This window comes from Streptomyces manipurensis, assembly GCF_049570255.1.
Classification (GTDB): domain Bacteria; phylum Actinomycetota; class Actinomycetes; order Streptomycetales; family Streptomycetaceae; genus Streptomyces; species Streptomyces manipurensis.
The window spans coordinates 543,316-557,008 of the sequence record NZ_CP186950.1 but is presented as its reverse complement, the minus strand read 5'-3'; the positions used below and the strand labels follow the sequence as shown (position 1 = coordinate 557,008).

The following is a 13,693-nucleotide window of genomic DNA, read 5'->3' as shown; positions in this document are numbered from 1 at the left end:
GCAGTGCGCGTATCGACCTGGCCGCCGCGTCCCTTGATCGTTTAGGGTGACGCAATGTTCGAAGGACAACGAGTGAGGCTTCGGGCGCTGCGTCCCGAGGACGCGGAACACCATCTTCGATGGCGCAACGACCCGGAAGTGGTGCGCTGGGCCGCGGCGGGCGACCCGTGTTTCGGCCCGGTCACCGCGGAGGCGGTCGGCCTCGGCTTCGACACCATGCTGCGCCTGAACCCGAGGGAGTCGGCCGTGTTCACGGTCGAGGACCTGGCAGGCGGAAGCGTGATCGGCATGGTCGACTACCGGGATCTGGACCCCTACGCCGGCGTGGCCACGCTCGGAGTCACCATCGGCGAGCGGGAGTTCTGGGGCCGCGGCCACGGCAGTGAGGCGCTGCGGCTGCTCGTGGACCACCTGTTCGGCGCGTACGGGCTGCACCGGCTGGAACTGGACACCTGGAGCGGCAACGAACGCGCCGTCCGCGCCTTCACCGCGCTCGGCTTCCGCGAAGAGGGCCGCCGCCGGTCGGCCGTACTGATGGACGGCAGGCGCTACGACAGCGTGCTCTTCGGGATGCTGAGGGAGGAATGGGCGAGCCCGGCCCGACGCCGTGACGGCGTGACCGTGTGAGGCCCGGCCTCGACGCTCAGTGCGCCCCACCACTCCCTGTCGGGGATCAGGTCCTCGATCCATTCCTGGCCCTGCATGGCCCACCCCGGGGCGAGGAACACCGGGCGGCAGCGGACGTGGTCACCGTTCTGCCGGCCGCGCAGGACGAGCCCCAGACCGAGGAGACACGGCTCCCCGCGGGCCCCGAAGCGCAGCCCGTCGACGTACTCGGGCAGATCCGGATCCTCGAGTGTCGGCACGGTCGCGTCGATCCACGGTTCGCGTTCGGACGGCAGCCGTCCGACCAGAGGAACGCCGTCGAGGCTGACCTGTGGGCCCCCGGCAGGCGTCCACGGCCACCAACCCCAAGAACCCACCCCTGACCGAATCGTGTACGCGGGGACCATTCTCCCAAGGCGACCCGTCCGCGGAACCACCCCCGTCTGCCGAGTGAGTGCCCCGGCAGCACCCGTACCCGGCCGGTACCTCAGAACGGCGGCTCGTCGGACCACAGCCGTGCCGTCGGTACGAGCGGCGGGGTAGGGGTGGCTGCCGCGGGCAGGAGAAGGGCCAGGGCTTCCTCGACGCGGCCGAGGTCGACGAGGTGGCCGGCGAGGTCATGGCTGTTCCCGTGGTCGTGCTGCCGGAGGACGGCAACGGCTTCCTCGGCGCGCCCGGCACGGGCGAGGAGGTCGGCAAGGTGCTCCGCTGCGTACCAGGTGCCGCCCTCGGGGTGCGCCCGGGCCCGAGCGACCGCCTCGTCGACCCCGCCACAGGCTGCGATCAGCGGCAGTCGCATCCAGTACAGCTCCCATGCGGGCACACCCCCTCGCCGGGCGTCGAGGGCATCGAGGTGGGCCAGGCCGTCGGCGGGGCGACCCTGATCCAGACACAGCTCGGACCAGGCGTGGAGGATCGCGTCGTCGTTGTGGTGGGTGTCGGACAGGGAGCGCATCACGGCGATCGCCTCGTCGGGCCGTCCGTGCCGTGCCAGGAGCTGCGCGAGTTCCCACTTCACGTTCGCGGAGTCGCCGGCCTGCCGGTAGACGTCGATCGCGCCCGTCACGTCGCCGCCCTCCTCCAACAGCACCGCCAGCCGCCGCAGAGCCTCCCTGTGGCCCTCGGTCGCCGCGTAGTCGCGCAGTTCCCCGATCCGGCCATGCCGGGACAACAGGTCCGCGAGCTGATCGCGGCCGCTGACCGAGGTGAGCTGTCGGCGTCGGAGCAGGGCGATCGCCTCCTCGATCCGGCCCTGGCGCTCGCGGATCGTGGCGAGCAGGCCGATCGCGGTGTCCGGGTCGAGGCCGCGGCAGCACCACGGGTCGTCGCAGCAGTGATCGAACCTGATCCGTCCGACGAGCAGCTCTGCCGCCTCCTCGTCACGGCCGGCCGGGCCGGCGACGTCCACCAGGGCGGCGGCCAGTGCCCCGTCGTCCACGTACGGCACGAGCAGCTCGAACGCCTCCTCGGCGCGGCCGTACCGGGCGAGCAGGCGCGTGTAGGTCCCCAGTGCCATCGGGTGTCCGGCCTTCATGCGGTGCCGGATCATCTCGATCGCCTCGTCTACGTGGCCCCAGTCCTCCAGCAGCTCGGCCGCGGCGGCAACAGCCGTCCACCAACCCGTCGCCACGTACGGGGCGAGCACCCCCACCGCGTCGGCTTCCCGCCCCCGCGCGTGCAGCACTCGCGCCCACGCCAGCGCGCAGAACCAGTCACCCCCCGCGGCCTGCGATTCCACCACGTCGGCATGGCCCCGCTCCAGCAGCCGCGACACCAGCTCCGGCGGTATGCAGCCGGACCACGTCCGGGCCCGGTATTCGAGATCACGAACATCCACGGCCCAGCACGATAGCGCTCACCACCGACAGGTGCGCGGGTGCCTGGCCGTCCAACTCCCCCTCGGCCCACCGGCAACGGACGCTCAGATCACGTCCCGGGGTGGCTGCGGGTAGCTGATCTCGGCGATGTCCCTGGCGAGGTCTGCGAGGGTGACCTCCGGGCTCAGCGAGGACACGAGTGTCTGGCTCAGCGGGCGCAAGGCGTACACGTCGCGCACCGCTTCCAGGGCCACGGGAACCTCGTAGTAGTCCTCGGCGAAGCGCTGGAAGGCCTCCGGCGAACGGTCGACCAGGAGCGCGAACAGACCCGCGGCCCCGTCGGGGTCGGGAGCCCCGGCGGGGAAGTCGATCACGCCGTGCCGCCACCTGTCGTCCGTCGCCTCGCGCCACAGGCAGGCCGTCACGACGGGGACGTCGTCCTCGTCGGTGAACGCCGGTTCTTCGACGTACGGCCTGAAGACCTCCGGCACCTCGTCGATCGCCCCCGGCCAGGGCTCGCCGTCGTTGCCGTACGGGCTCATCGGCGCTTCGTGGTCGAACCCGCGGATGTACGCCCCGGCCGCCGAGAACACGATGGAGTACTCGTCTCCCGACCCGTTGCGCATCGACGCCATCTCTTCGCCGTCGGCCCAGCCGGAGTCGAAGGAGTAGTACCGGTCTTCCCACTCCGGGCTCAGGATCGCGTCGAGCATCGCCAACGAGCGGCACAGGTCGCGCAGGTCGGCAATGGAAGGAAGCCGGCGGGCCACGTCATGGACAGTCACGTGCCCATTCAACCGAACGTCTCTGACACCCGGAGCCTCCGATCCGGGTGTGGCCGGTGGGGCGTTCCGGCGTTGGGTCCCTCGGGTCCCTCGGGTCCCCTGGGGTGCGTGAGGTGCTTCGCGCCCGTTGGCGCATTTTGTGTACCGCGATCGACCGGGGTCGTCCCCGCCCCTATGCTTCTACACGCGTGTAGATTTTCCGTCGGACGATCTTCGCGCGCTGATCCGTCGGCATGCCCGCATGTCGGTAACGGTGGGCGGAAGCATGCCCGTTGACGGATGGACATATCGGCTGACTGCTCTTCAGGGAGGGGCTTCCATGGCTTCGATCGATCTCGACAAGGTGCTGGACAAGGCGTGGGCGGACAAGAGCGTGGCGGAGGTCCTGGCGGCCCCCGTGGACGCGCTCAAGGGTGTCAGTGAGCGGCAGGGGGAGCTGCTGAAGGAGGCGTTCGGGGTCAAGACCGTCGCGGACCTGGCCGACCTGAAGTTCGCTCGCTGGGCCCAGGCGCTCGCCGCGCTCGACGCCGCGAAGTAGGACCCGCGCCGTCGGCGCACCGCCTGCGCCCCGGTGGCATGCCGCCGGGGCGCAGGCCTCTGCGGACCGGGGTCGAGTGGGCGGGTCGACGATTGTCGGCGGCCCGGTCGTGGGTGCGGTCCGCGAGGTCGGTGCCACCCCGGCAACAGCCTGGCCGGCGGACTGTGCCGCCGGCCTCGATCACCGGCCGCGACCGCCCGAGGGGGCGGATCGTGGCCCATGGACCAACCCCACCCTTCGTGGGTCGCCGGGAGCTCAAATGGCCGACACGTGGATCCGCATCGCCCTGGCCGCTTCCGGAGTGGTCGTCACCATGGCGGGCGCCGTCATGTACGTCCTTCCCGGCCCCGGCCCCGGCCCCGGCCCCGGTCTCCCGGTCCTGCTCGTCGGGCTCGCGCTGCTCGCCGCCGGGGTGATCGCCCTGGGGGTCGACCACCCGCGCCGGTGAGGCGGTGGGTGTCCGGGCCCGGTCCGGTGTCGCCGTGCGCGCCCGGCCGCCCCTCTCGGTGTTCCTCGACGCCCCGCCCCGACTGCTAGTTTCTACAGTGTTGTAGAAATCAGCGGGTCGGTGCCCGGGCGACCGGAGGACGACGTGCGCTCCGCCGCCCGTCCAAGAGGGCCCCGAACCCCCTTGAGCGAGAGGAACGTTCATGACTGACACCCTGTACCCGGGTGACGAGATCGGTCTCGGCCGGTCCCTGCAGGGCGGCGCCTACATCCTGACCCTGCAGAGCGACGGGAACCTGGTCCTCTCCGAGCCGACCGGCACCGTGTGGGCCACCGACACCCACGAGCAGGGTGTCCAGCGGGCCGTGCTCCAGCACGACGGCAACTTCGTGCTCTACACCGACGACGGCCCCGTGTGGGCCACCGGCACCGACGGCAGTGAAGTCGGCCGACTCGTCGTCCAGGCCGACCGCAACGTCGTGCTGTACGCCGGCGACGGCACCCCGCTGTGGGCCTCGAACACCAACACCGACGACCCGGTCCAGGCCGAGGAGCCGTACGAGGCGGCCCCGGTCGCCGAAGAGGTGCCGGAGTACGTCCCGGAGCCGCGTACGTACACCGTGGAACCCGGCGACACCCTCTGGGACGTCGCCGAACGCTTCTACGGCGACGGGAACCGCCACCGCGACATCGCCGCCGCCAACGGCATCGACGACCCGGACCTGGTGGACGCCGGCCAGGTGCTGAGCGTTCCCTGACCCGGTCGGGCACCGGGCTCCTCCGGGCGGGGCAACCAGCCCTCGCGCGGGAACCGCCGCCGGACGGTTCCCGCAGAGGCGGACCTAGATGAACTCGCAGTGCACCTCGTCATCACCAGGGCCGTAGACCGGAGCCCCGGGGACCGGGGTGTTGTTCGAACCACCGCTGACGTACACCGCGGAGATCCAGCCCAGCGTGCGCTTCGGAGTGATGACCTGCACCCAGTACGTGTTGGTGTACGGGCCGTCCGTCACCCGCCCCGCGTTGCCCCCGTCCATCTGGCAGTACGCCTCGACCCGCACGTTGGTCAGCCGCTCCGTGGTCGCCAGCGAGCAGGAGGCGCTCTGGCAGGTGCGCACCCGTACGTCGGAGGCCCACACGTGCACGGACCCGCTCGGCGGGTGCGCGGCCGCCGGCTGCGCACCCACCAACAGGACCGACGCGACGGCCATGAACAGCCCCGCGAGTGACCGCAGGCCGGCGGTGCCGAAGCGTCCGCGCCGGCGCGTTGTCGATATCGAGTGCGTCATCGTGCGTTCCCTCTTCCGAGATGTGCCGCGCGCGGCGGGTGCCGGGCGCTTCCGACCTCCTGACGGGAACCGGGCACGTCCCGTATGAGCCTCACGCCGGGGCAATCGCCCGCCGGCCTCCGCGCACGACGGCTCGGCGGGCGGGCACGCTCAGAGGGCGCAGGCCGTCTGCCGCCTCACCGCTTCACGCAGAGCGCGCTCTCGCCGAGGGAGTGCGTGCGCCAGCGCGCCGGATCGCCGAGGTGCCGGGTCACCTCGGGGGCCGGCCCGAGGATCGGGTTGCCCGCGATCAGCGTGTCGCCCGGACGCAGCAGCCGGTGCAGGTGGGCGACGACCTCCAGGGTCGGGGTGAAACCGTCGAAGAAGGCCAGGTCGTGCGTGCCGGCGCCGAGGCCGGTCAGGACCTCCTCGGCCGTGCCGGGCCGTTCGGTCATCCGGTCTCCGAAGCCGTGGCGGGCGATCTGTTCCCGGGCCAGCCGGACGTGGTCCGGGTCCATCTCGACGGTGTCGACGTGCGTGAGGGGTGCCGCGTCCGCCATCGCCATGGCCGTGTAACCGAGCGCCGTGCCCACCTCCACGATCCGCAGCGCGCCCGCCGAGGCCGCCACGGTCGCGGGCAACGAGCCCTCCCCGTACGCGTACGCGCCACAGCGGTGCGCGCGCCGGTGGCGGCGGGTGGCCTCCTGCACCCCGGCGAAGGCGTCAGTTACCTCCAGGGGGTGCCGCACGGCCGCGATCACCGCCACCGCGGCGGTCCGCAGCCGGTTCCACCCGTCGGCGCGATCCGCTGTCCTCGGCCTCATCGTCGTCTGCTCCCAGGGGACGCGGGCGGGCCTGTCCGGCCCGCCGCTCTGCGCGCATGGACACCGCAGGGGGAGCGCAGTTCCTGGACATCGCCGAAGTGGCGGCCGCGACGGGCGTCGCCCCGTCCGCCCTGCGGTACTACGCACGACTCGGCCTGCTGGCGCCCGAGGGCCGGCACGGCCTGCGCCGGACCCATCGCCCGGAGGCCGTCGACCGGGTGGCCCTGATCGTGGCCGCCCGGGCCAGCGGGTTCTCCCTGGCCGAGCTGAGGGAACGGCTGGAGGCGGCGCCGGGCGAGGTGCGCCCGTACCTGTACGGCCGGATCGACGTGCTCGCCCGGCGCATCGCGGCCATGCAGGAGGCCCGCGCACGGATCAGCCACGCCCTGACCTGCACGCACCCGTCCCTGCTCGACTGCCCGACCTTCCGCGCGGGCCTGCGCGACCTGCTGCCGTAGCGCTGTCACGCCTTGCGCCCGCCCCTACGGTCCGTGCCACCCGGCCGCGCCGCGCCGCCGCGGTGGGGCGACAGCGCTCGCGGCGGGGCCCGGGTTTCGGTGGGGGGTCAGGGGGCGATCGGCAGCTGGCGCTTGTGCTCGGTCAGGCGGTAGCGGCGGACGATCGCGGTGAGGGCGGCCTCGTCGACGGGACGGCCCTCCAGGAAGTCGTCGATCTGGTCGTACGTCACGCCGAGCGCGTCCTCGTCGGGCAGGCCCGGCTTCAGGGTCTCCAGGTCCGCGGTCGGGGTCTTGTGCACCAGCGAGGACGGCGCGCCCAGAACGTCCGCCGTCGCCCGGACCCGCCGCTTGGTCAGACCGGTGAGCGGGACCACGTCGGCGGCGCCGTCGCCGAACTTGGTGAAGAAGCCCGAGACGGCCTCGGCGGCGTGGTCCGTGCCGACCACCAGGCCGTCGTGTGCGCCGGCCACCGCGTACTGGGCGATCATGCGCTGCCGGGCCTTGATGTTGCCGTGGACGAAGTCCTGGTGGTGCGCGTCGCGGAAGACGGTACCGCCGGCGACCGCGGCCTCCAGGGCGGCGTCGCTCGCGCCCTTGATGTCGACGGTGAGGACCCGGTCGGCCCGGATGAACTCCAGCGCCAGCTGGGCGTCGGCCTCGTCGGCCTGGGCGCCGTAGGGCAGCCTCATCGCGTAGAACGTCGCGTCGTGCCCGGCGGCGCGGACCCGCTCGACGGCGAGCTGGCACAGGCGGCCGGCGGTCGTGGAGTCGACGCCGCCGCTGATGCCGAGCACCAGCGCCCGCAGGCCGGTGGAGGTCAGCCGGTCGGCGAGGAAGGCCACCCGGCGCTCGATCTCCTGCTCGACGTCGAAGGACGTGCTGACCTGGAGATCACGGGCTATCTCCTGCTGCAGGGACATGGACGCCAGGTCGGTCACGTTCGCTCCTCTTTCGGGCCCGCGGGCAAGGATCGGTGTCGCGCCGGGGCCGGAGCCGGCGGCGCGTGCATGGGGGGCCGGAAGCACTCTAGAGGAATGCCGCGCGGCGCCCCTGACCAGGGCCTCCCGTCGTGGGCCCCGTGGGCGGGCCCGGAGTGTGGTCCCGGCCCCGTGCTCAGGCCGCGGCGAGGAGGGCGGGCAGGTCGCGCATGTCGTCGAAGAGCACGGTGCCCGGCCCCCGGAGCCGTTCGGCCGGGGTCAGCCCGCCCGCGTAGCCGAAGGACCGCATGCCCGCGGCACGGGCGGCCTCGACGCCGGGCGCGCTGTCCTCGACCACCACGCATGCCGCGGGGTCGACGCCCATCCGCCGGGCCGCGTACCGGAACAGGTCCGGGGCCGGCTTGCCCCGTGCGACCTCGGTGGCACTGAAGATGCGGCCCGCGAAGCGGTCGTAGAGCCCCGTGCGGCCCAGGGTGTGCCGCATCTTCTCGTGGGATCCGCTGGAGGCGACGCAGGTCGGCAGGGTGATCGCGGCCAGTGCCTCGGGCAGGCCGTCGACCGGGGACAGCCCTGCGTCGACGGCATCCCGGTGCAGCAGCGCGAACCGCCGGTCCCAGAGGTCGGCCGTCTCCTCCCCGAGCCGGACGGCGATCTGCTCGCGGACCGAGGCGCTGGAGCGGCCGATGAACCGGTCGACGACCTCGTCCTCGGTCAGGGGCCATCCCAGCTCGGCGCCCAGGGCGACCTGGACGCGTGCCGCGATGCGCTCGCTGTCGACGAGCACGCCGTCGCAGTCGAATATGACGAGTTCCACCGGCTTGATCATGTACGCAGCATAGGCCGGACGGTCAGCCCGGCCCCGCCCCCGGGGACCGGGAGCGCCCGGCCTGCTGCGGCGGTCAGGACGAGGCCGCCAGGCGGCGCCGGAGTTCCTCGTCCGGGACGTCCTCGAGAGGGGTGAGGAAGACCCACAGGTGCCCGGAGGGGTCCCTCAGGACGACGGTCCGGTCGCCGTGGAACATGTCCGTCGGCGGCTGCAGGATCTGCGCCCCGGCGGCCTCCGCCCGCTCCGCGAGGGCGTCGACGTCCGGTACGAAGACGTGCAGCGTCACGGACGTGCCGCCGCCGAGCGCGGCGGGGGAGGCGAACAAGGCCGCCTCCGCCGCTGTCCCTCCGGCCTACCTGTCGGTAGCTTGATCCGCGGTTCCCCGGTTTCGACGGCAGAGGAGCGGTGCGTGGCCGACCACGACCTGAGCGGATTCACCCGGAGCACGTTCACCCACGCGGGAGCGACCCGGGAGCTGCTGCGCACGGGGTCCGGCCCCGCCGTGATCGTGATGGCCGAGATCCCCGGCATCACCCCCAAGGTGCTGGAGTTCGCCGAACGCGTGGCGGCCGTCGGCTGTACGGCGGTCCTGCCGGTCCTGTTCGGCGAACCGGGCCGCGACCCCGACCCCCGTTCCGCCGGGTGGCCCCGCGCCGGCCGCTACCTCGCGTCGACCCTGTGGCAGGTGTGCGTGAGCCGGGAGTTCACCCTGCTCGCCACCGGCCGTGCCTCGCGCGTGGTGGACTGGCTGCGCGCCCTCGCCGCCGACGAGCACGAACGGTGCGGCGGCCCCGGCGTGGGCGCCGTCGGAATGTGCCTGACGGGCGGGTTCGCCCTGGCCATGGCGGTGGACGAACGGCTCGTCGCACCCGTGCTGTCCCAGCCGTCGCTGCCCCTCGCGCTGACCCCGCGCCGCGCCGGCGCCATCGACATCGGACCCGAGGCGCTCGCCGCCGTCCGCGGGCGCTGCGAGCGCGACGGGCTCCGGGTGATGGGGCTGCGCTTCCGCGGCGACCGCCTCGTGCCCGCCGAGCGGTTCGCCCTGCTGCGGCGCGAACTCGGCGACGCCTTCGTCGCCGTCGAGCTGGACGACGACGCCGCCAACCCCGAGAGCGTCCTCGCCCCGCACTCCGTCCTCACCGAGCACCTCGTCGACGAACCCGGACAGTCCACGCGGCAGGCCCTGGACGCCGTCCTGGACCTCTTCCGCACCCGGCTGCTGGAGGAGGGTCCCGCCGGTACGGCGTGAGCTCGCGCGCCGGGTGGGTGGGCGCGTTGCGTAGGCCGACGGCGAGCAGGGTGGCAATCTGGGGCATATCGCCCAGTTCGTGCGCTTTGGTGGTCCGTTTCCCCTGGCCGCCGACGCCCGAACCCGAAGGTCCTTCCCGGCGGACCCGCTGCCGAGCCGGTCCGGAGGGAAGTCGCCCCGAGACGCAGCCGGAGGGCTCATGGCCACCAGGAAGAACCTCACCGCCAACCGGGAATCCCTCGTCCACAAGGTCCGGTTCGCGGCGAGCCGGCCGCACCGCATCGCCCCGTACCTCAAGCGCGCCGCCCGCGACCGCTGGCTGGCCTTCCGGCACCCCGACCACGTGAGCTACTACCGCGCGGTCATGGCGTCGGACACCCGGCGCAACCCCGAGGCCGCCGTCGGCAGCCAGACGCACGAACGCTGGCTGGCCCTGGGCAAGATGCAGTTCGACTACCTCCTGGCGCACGGTCTGCGGCCCGGTGCGCGCATGCTCGACATCGGGTGCGGCAACCTCCGCGCCGGCTGGCGCTTCATCGAGTACCTCGACGCGGGCCATTACTACGGCATCGACATCTCGCCCGACATCCTCATCGCGGCGAAGAAGACCCTCACCGACCGCGGGCTCCAGGGCAAGGTGCCGCACCTGACCATCACCCGGAACCTGACGCTGGACTTCCTGCCCGACGGCTACTTCGACGTCGTCCACGCCCACAGCGTCTTCTCCCACTCGCCGATCGAGGTCATCGAGGAGTGCTTCGCCCACGTGGGCCGCGTCCTGGCGCCCGGTGGCCACTTCGACTTCACCTTCGACCGCACCACCGGGACCGAACACCAGGTCCTGCGGGAGGACTTCTACTACCGCACCCAGACCCTCGTCGACCTCGCGGCCCGGCACGGGCTGGCCGCCCGCTTCATGGACGACTGGGAGCGGCTGGGTCACGGGCAGTCGAAGATCCGCATCAGCGTGGCCGTGGCGGAGGGCGGTGCGGGCACCGGCACCGGCACCGGTACCGACCCGGACGCCGACGGCGCCGGGGTCGTCGTCCGCTGACCGGGCCCGGCCGCGGCGGCCCGCGGCGCGGTCAGGAGATGGCGTACCACTGGCTGGCCCAGCCGGTGTTGATCGTGCTGGTGGACTGGTCGGCCAGGTTCACGGTGGCGGGCAGCGCGGTCTGGCCGGTCAGGAGCGTGCTGTAGCGGAGGTTCGGGGGCGTCAGTCCCGCGTTGACGGAGATGCCCGCGCCGGTGGACTTCAGGGTCAGCAGGTTGGTGGTCCAGTTGCCGTTCAGCAGCAGCGCGATGAAGTAGGTGCCGGCGGGCGCCGTGAACGGCTTGGAGAGGGCCAGCGGCTTGGCGATGGCGTCGGTCATCAGCTGCGACGAGATGTCCGGGGTGGCGGCGACCAGAGTGCCCTTGGCGTCGTACACGCCGAGGTAGCAGTTCGACAGCTGGGCGTTGGGGTCGATCCCGGCCAGCCCGAGCCAGATGTTGGACCAGGTGATCTGCTCGCGCAGGACGATGCGGACCAGAGTGACCCGTCCGCCGACCCCGGCCGAGGTCTGGGCGGTCACGTGGCCCGCGTCGTTGGGGTCGCCCGTCCAGGCGAGCAGGTTCTGGTCCTGCGGGCGGGGACCGTCGAAGCCGGACCCGCCGCTCTGTCCGGCGGGCGCCGGCGGTACGGACGCGGTCGCGGCGGAGCCGGACGGAGCAGCCGGGCCCTTCTTCTCCTGCGCGGTGCAGCCGGTCAGGGCGAGCAGCGCCGCGAGCGCGGTGACCAGGGCGGTCGCGGAGCTGCGGGTACGGGTGCGGGCGTGGGTGCGCATGGTCCCCCCATGACGTGCGGATGTGCTGACCGTATGATCACACGGCCCGCCGGAGCGGTCCGGGACCGGGAGACCGCCGGACGCCTCCCCGGCCCCGGAGACCCCCGCGTCCGGGCGCATCGCGCGGCCGGGCTCGGGCGGACTCGGTCAGGCGCGGCAGCGCAGCATCTCCAGCGGCGGGTTGTCCATGAGGTCCGCCCAGAACTCCGCGCCGAACGCGCGCAGACCCGCTGGCGACACCTCCACCGGCACCCACGTCGGCTCGCCGAACCCGGCGGCCCGGAGCGCGTTCACGTAGACCTCGCGGCGCGGACGGTTGGTGAGGAAGCTGATCGGGTGGCCTTCGAGCAGCGCCGTGATCCGCACGCGCGGCCCGGTGCCGGCCTCCTCGCCCGTCGGCTCGCAGCGGAAGCCGTACTTGTCCAGGGGAGGGCCGTCGAAGCGGAAGTCGGGAGACTGGTTGAAGACGAAGAACTCGGCACCCGGCTTCAGGCTCCGGTGCACGTTGCGGCACATCCGTTCCACGGTGGCCACGTCCTCCGCGTAGTTGAGCAGCTGCACGGCGACGGCGACGTCGAAGGGCTGCTCGAACGACCGCAGTTCGGCCGCGTCTCCCACCTCGTAGCGGACGCCCAGCGGATCGTTGTGCTCCAGCTGCCGGGCGACCGAGACCATCTCCCGCGAGATGTCGATCCCGAGGACGTCCGCGGCGCCGCGCCGCTTGAACTCGCGGCTGTAGAAGCCGGTCCCGGACGCCAGGTCCAGGACGGACTTCCCGCGTACGTCCCCGACCATGGCGAGGAAGCTGGGCACTTCCCCGTACCGGGCCAGTGGCAGGACCTTGAACCCCTCGAAGGCCTCGCCGATCTCGTCGTACTGCTGCACGCCCATGCTGCGCTCTCCTCCCCGTGTCCGGCCGTGTCCGGGAGGGCGGTTCCCACTCCCGGGGTCGCCGCGGCCGCTCACCGGCAGTCTCCACGAACGCCCGCGGGCCGCCGTATTGGAGGAAGGCCCGAAGATCGTCACCGGGCCCCGGCCGCCCCTACGGACCGCCGGGCGTACGGACCGCCGCGCGTACGGGCCACTGCGCCTACGGGCCACCGCACGGGCGGGGTGGGCCGTCGGCGCGGTCAGGCCGGCCGTGCGCCGTCGGCCGCCACCGGTGCCAGGCGGTGGGCGTCGCCGTGGGGGACGACCAGGCCGGCGGTCGGCGGGGCGAAGTGGGTGCCCAGGACCAGGGTGTCCGTACCGGAGAGCGAGGCCAGCAGTGCACGGCGGGAGGCCTCGGACAGCGCGGGGTCGATGTCCACGCAGGCGCCGATCGAGGGGTGGGCGAGCTGGATCGGGTGGTGGATGCAGTCCCCGGTGATCAGGGCGGTCCGCCGTCCGTCGCCCACCTCGACGGCGACATGGCCGGGGGTGTGCCCGGATGTCGGGACCAGCCGCAGGTTCGGGGCGAGCTCCGCACCCCCGGCGGGGACGTCGACCAGGTCGAGGAGACCCGCCTCCTCCACCGGGACCACGGAGTCGAGGAACATCTGCCGGCGTGCCTCGTCCATGGCGTGCCCCGCCCAGAACTCCCGTTCGGCGCGCGAGGTGACGTAACGGGCGCGGGGGAAGGTGGGGCGCCATTCTCCGTCCACGAGGCGGGTGTTCCAGCCGACGTGGTCGGCGTGCAGGTGGGTGAGGACCACCAGGTCCACCGACTCCGGAGGGAAACCGGCGGCGGTGAGGCGGTCGAGGTAGTCGGTGTCGAGGCGGTGCCAGGCGGGATTCGCCCGCTCCTTCCCGTTGCCGATCCCGGTGTCCACCAGGACCCGCAGGCCGGCCACGGAGAAGGCGAAGGTGTGGCTGGCCAGGCGCAGTACGCCGCTGTCGTCGGCGAAGTGGGGCCGCAGCCAGTCCTCTTCGGTGACGAGCGGTGCGGTGGCGCCGGGGAGGAGCCAGGCTCCGGTGGCGGGCGGCAGGGCCGTCTCGTCGACGCGGTGGATGGTGACGTCGCCCACGGTCCAGAACGGTGCCGTGGTGAGGGCGGTGCTCATGGTGGATCTGCTCCCCTTCGTCGTGCCGCGTGCTGCGTGCCGCGTGCTCGGCGCCGTGTGGGCTGCCGC

At 72.9% G+C, this 13,693-nt stretch carries 16 protein-coding genes and 1 pseudogene; 7 read left to right on the top strand and 10 right to left on the bottom strand.

The genetic code is table 11. The annotated features are described in order from the left end of the window. The first annotated feature begins 72 nt into the window (after positions 1–72). Positions 73–627, top strand: coding sequence for a GNAT family N-acetyltransferase (locus ACPU2J_RS02705; RefSeq protein ID WP_423832654.1), 555 nt, complete (start codon positions 73–75; stop codon positions 625–627). A gap of 466 nt (positions 628–1,093) precedes the next feature. Here the strand turns inward: ACPU2J_RS02705 and ACPU2J_RS02700 are convergent, their stop codons facing one another. Both ACPU2J_RS02700 and ACPU2J_RS02695 read right to left on the bottom strand, forming a co-directional pair. Beyond that, positions 1,094–2,443 (bottom strand): tetratricopeptide repeat protein, encoded by a 1,350-nt coding sequence (locus ACPU2J_RS02700; RefSeq protein ID WP_423832653.1) that lies wholly within the window; start codon positions 2,441–2,443, stop codon positions 1,094–1,096. A gap of 84 nt (positions 2,444–2,527) precedes the next feature. Continuing rightward, the gene (locus ACPU2J_RS02695) at positions 2,528–3,208 is read right to left on the bottom strand and encodes a hypothetical protein (RefSeq protein WP_420081899.1); all 681 of its coding nucleotides are present in this window, start codon (positions 3,206–3,208) and stop codon (positions 2,528–2,530) included. 319 nt (positions 3,209–3,527) lie between these two features. Between ACPU2J_RS02695 and ACPU2J_RS02690 the strand changes: the two genes are divergently transcribed. From ACPU2J_RS02690 to ACPU2J_RS02680, 3 genes are all read left to right on the top strand, one after another. Continuing rightward, on the top strand, positions 3,528–3,746 hold the full coding sequence (locus ACPU2J_RS02690; protein WP_361608034.1) for a hypothetical protein: 219 nt from the start codon (positions 3,528–3,530) through the stop codon (positions 3,744–3,746). Positions 3,747–4,005: 259 nt separating this feature from the next. Then, positions 4,006–4,194: a hypothetical protein gene (locus ACPU2J_RS02685; protein ID WP_420081900.1), complete on the top strand. Its 189-nt coding sequence runs from the start codon at positions 4,006–4,008 to the stop codon at positions 4,192–4,194. Between the two features lie 202 nt (positions 4,195–4,396). After that, positions 4,397–4,951 (top strand): LysM peptidoglycan-binding domain-containing protein, encoded by a 555-nt coding sequence (locus ACPU2J_RS02680; RefSeq protein WP_420081901.1) that lies wholly within the window; start codon positions 4,397–4,399, stop codon positions 4,949–4,951. 84 nt (positions 4,952–5,035) lie between these two features. Here ACPU2J_RS02680 and ACPU2J_RS02675 read toward each other — a convergent pair whose 3' ends face one another. Both ACPU2J_RS02675 and ACPU2J_RS02670 read right to left on the bottom strand, forming a co-directional pair. After that, positions 5,036–5,482, bottom strand: a complete 447-nt coding sequence (locus ACPU2J_RS02675; RefSeq protein ID WP_420081902.1) for a hypothetical protein — start codon at positions 5,480–5,482, stop codon at positions 5,036–5,038. A 176-nt stretch (positions 5,483–5,658) separates the two neighbouring features. Next, positions 5,659–6,285, bottom strand: a complete 627-nt coding sequence (locus ACPU2J_RS02670; RefSeq protein WP_420081903.1) for an O-methyltransferase — start codon at positions 6,283–6,285, stop codon at positions 5,659–5,661. A gap of 56 nt (positions 6,286–6,341) precedes the next feature. Here ACPU2J_RS02670 and ACPU2J_RS02665 point away from each other — a divergent pair, with 56 nt between their 5' ends. Then, positions 6,342–6,743, top strand: coding sequence for a MerR family transcriptional regulator (locus tag ACPU2J_RS02665; protein ID WP_420081904.1), 402 nt, complete (start codon positions 6,342–6,344; stop codon positions 6,741–6,743). A gap of 107 nt (positions 6,744–6,850) precedes the next feature. Here ACPU2J_RS02665 and nadE read toward each other — a convergent pair whose 3' ends face one another. From nadE to ACPU2J_RS02650, 3 genes and pseudogenes are all read right to left on the bottom strand, one after another. After that, positions 6,851–7,681: an ammonia-dependent NAD(+) synthetase gene (nadE, locus tag ACPU2J_RS02660; RefSeq protein WP_420081905.1), complete on the bottom strand. Its 831-nt coding sequence runs from the start codon at positions 7,679–7,681 to the stop codon at positions 6,851–6,853. A 175-nt stretch (positions 7,682–7,856) separates the two neighbouring features. Beyond that, positions 7,857–8,507, bottom strand: coding sequence for an HAD family hydrolase (locus ACPU2J_RS02655; protein WP_420081906.1), 651 nt, complete (start codon positions 8,505–8,507; stop codon positions 7,857–7,859). 73 nt (positions 8,508–8,580) lie between these two features. Beyond that, a pseudogene (locus ACPU2J_RS02650) lies at positions 8,581–8,829 on the bottom strand (VOC family protein); the annotation flags it as partial. 87 nt (positions 8,830–8,916) lie between these two features. Here ACPU2J_RS02650 and ACPU2J_RS02645 point away from each other — a divergent pair. Together ACPU2J_RS02645 and ACPU2J_RS02640 are read left to right on the top strand one after the other, a co-directional pair. Then, complete coding sequence (locus tag ACPU2J_RS02645; RefSeq protein ID WP_423832652.1) at positions 8,917–9,756, top strand: dienelactone hydrolase family protein; 840 nt, start codon at positions 8,917–8,919, stop codon at positions 9,754–9,756. Between the two features lie 199 nt (positions 9,757–9,955). Continuing rightward, complete coding sequence (locus tag ACPU2J_RS02640; RefSeq protein WP_420081908.1) at positions 9,956–10,810, top strand: class I SAM-dependent DNA methyltransferase; 855 nt, start codon at positions 9,956–9,958, stop codon at positions 10,808–10,810. Positions 10,811–10,841: 31 nt separating this feature from the next. On the opposite strand, the gene ACPU2J_RS02635 is transcribed toward ACPU2J_RS02640, so the two are convergent. From ACPU2J_RS02635 to ACPU2J_RS02625, 3 genes are all read right to left on the bottom strand, one after another. Next, positions 10,842–11,582, bottom strand: a complete 741-nt coding sequence (locus ACPU2J_RS02635) for a hypothetical protein (protein WP_420081909.1) — start codon at positions 11,580–11,582, stop codon at positions 10,842–10,844. A gap of 147 nt (positions 11,583–11,729) precedes the next feature. Beyond that, positions 11,730–12,473, bottom strand: coding sequence for a class I SAM-dependent methyltransferase (locus tag ACPU2J_RS02630; RefSeq protein WP_420081910.1), 744 nt, complete (start codon positions 12,471–12,473; stop codon positions 11,730–11,732). Between the two features lie 239 nt (positions 12,474–12,712). After that, positions 12,713–13,624: an MBL fold metallo-hydrolase gene (locus ACPU2J_RS02625; RefSeq protein ID WP_420081911.1), complete on the bottom strand. Its 912-nt coding sequence runs from the start codon at positions 13,622–13,624 to the stop codon at positions 12,713–12,715. Between the last annotated feature and the right edge of the window lie 69 nt (positions 13,625–13,693).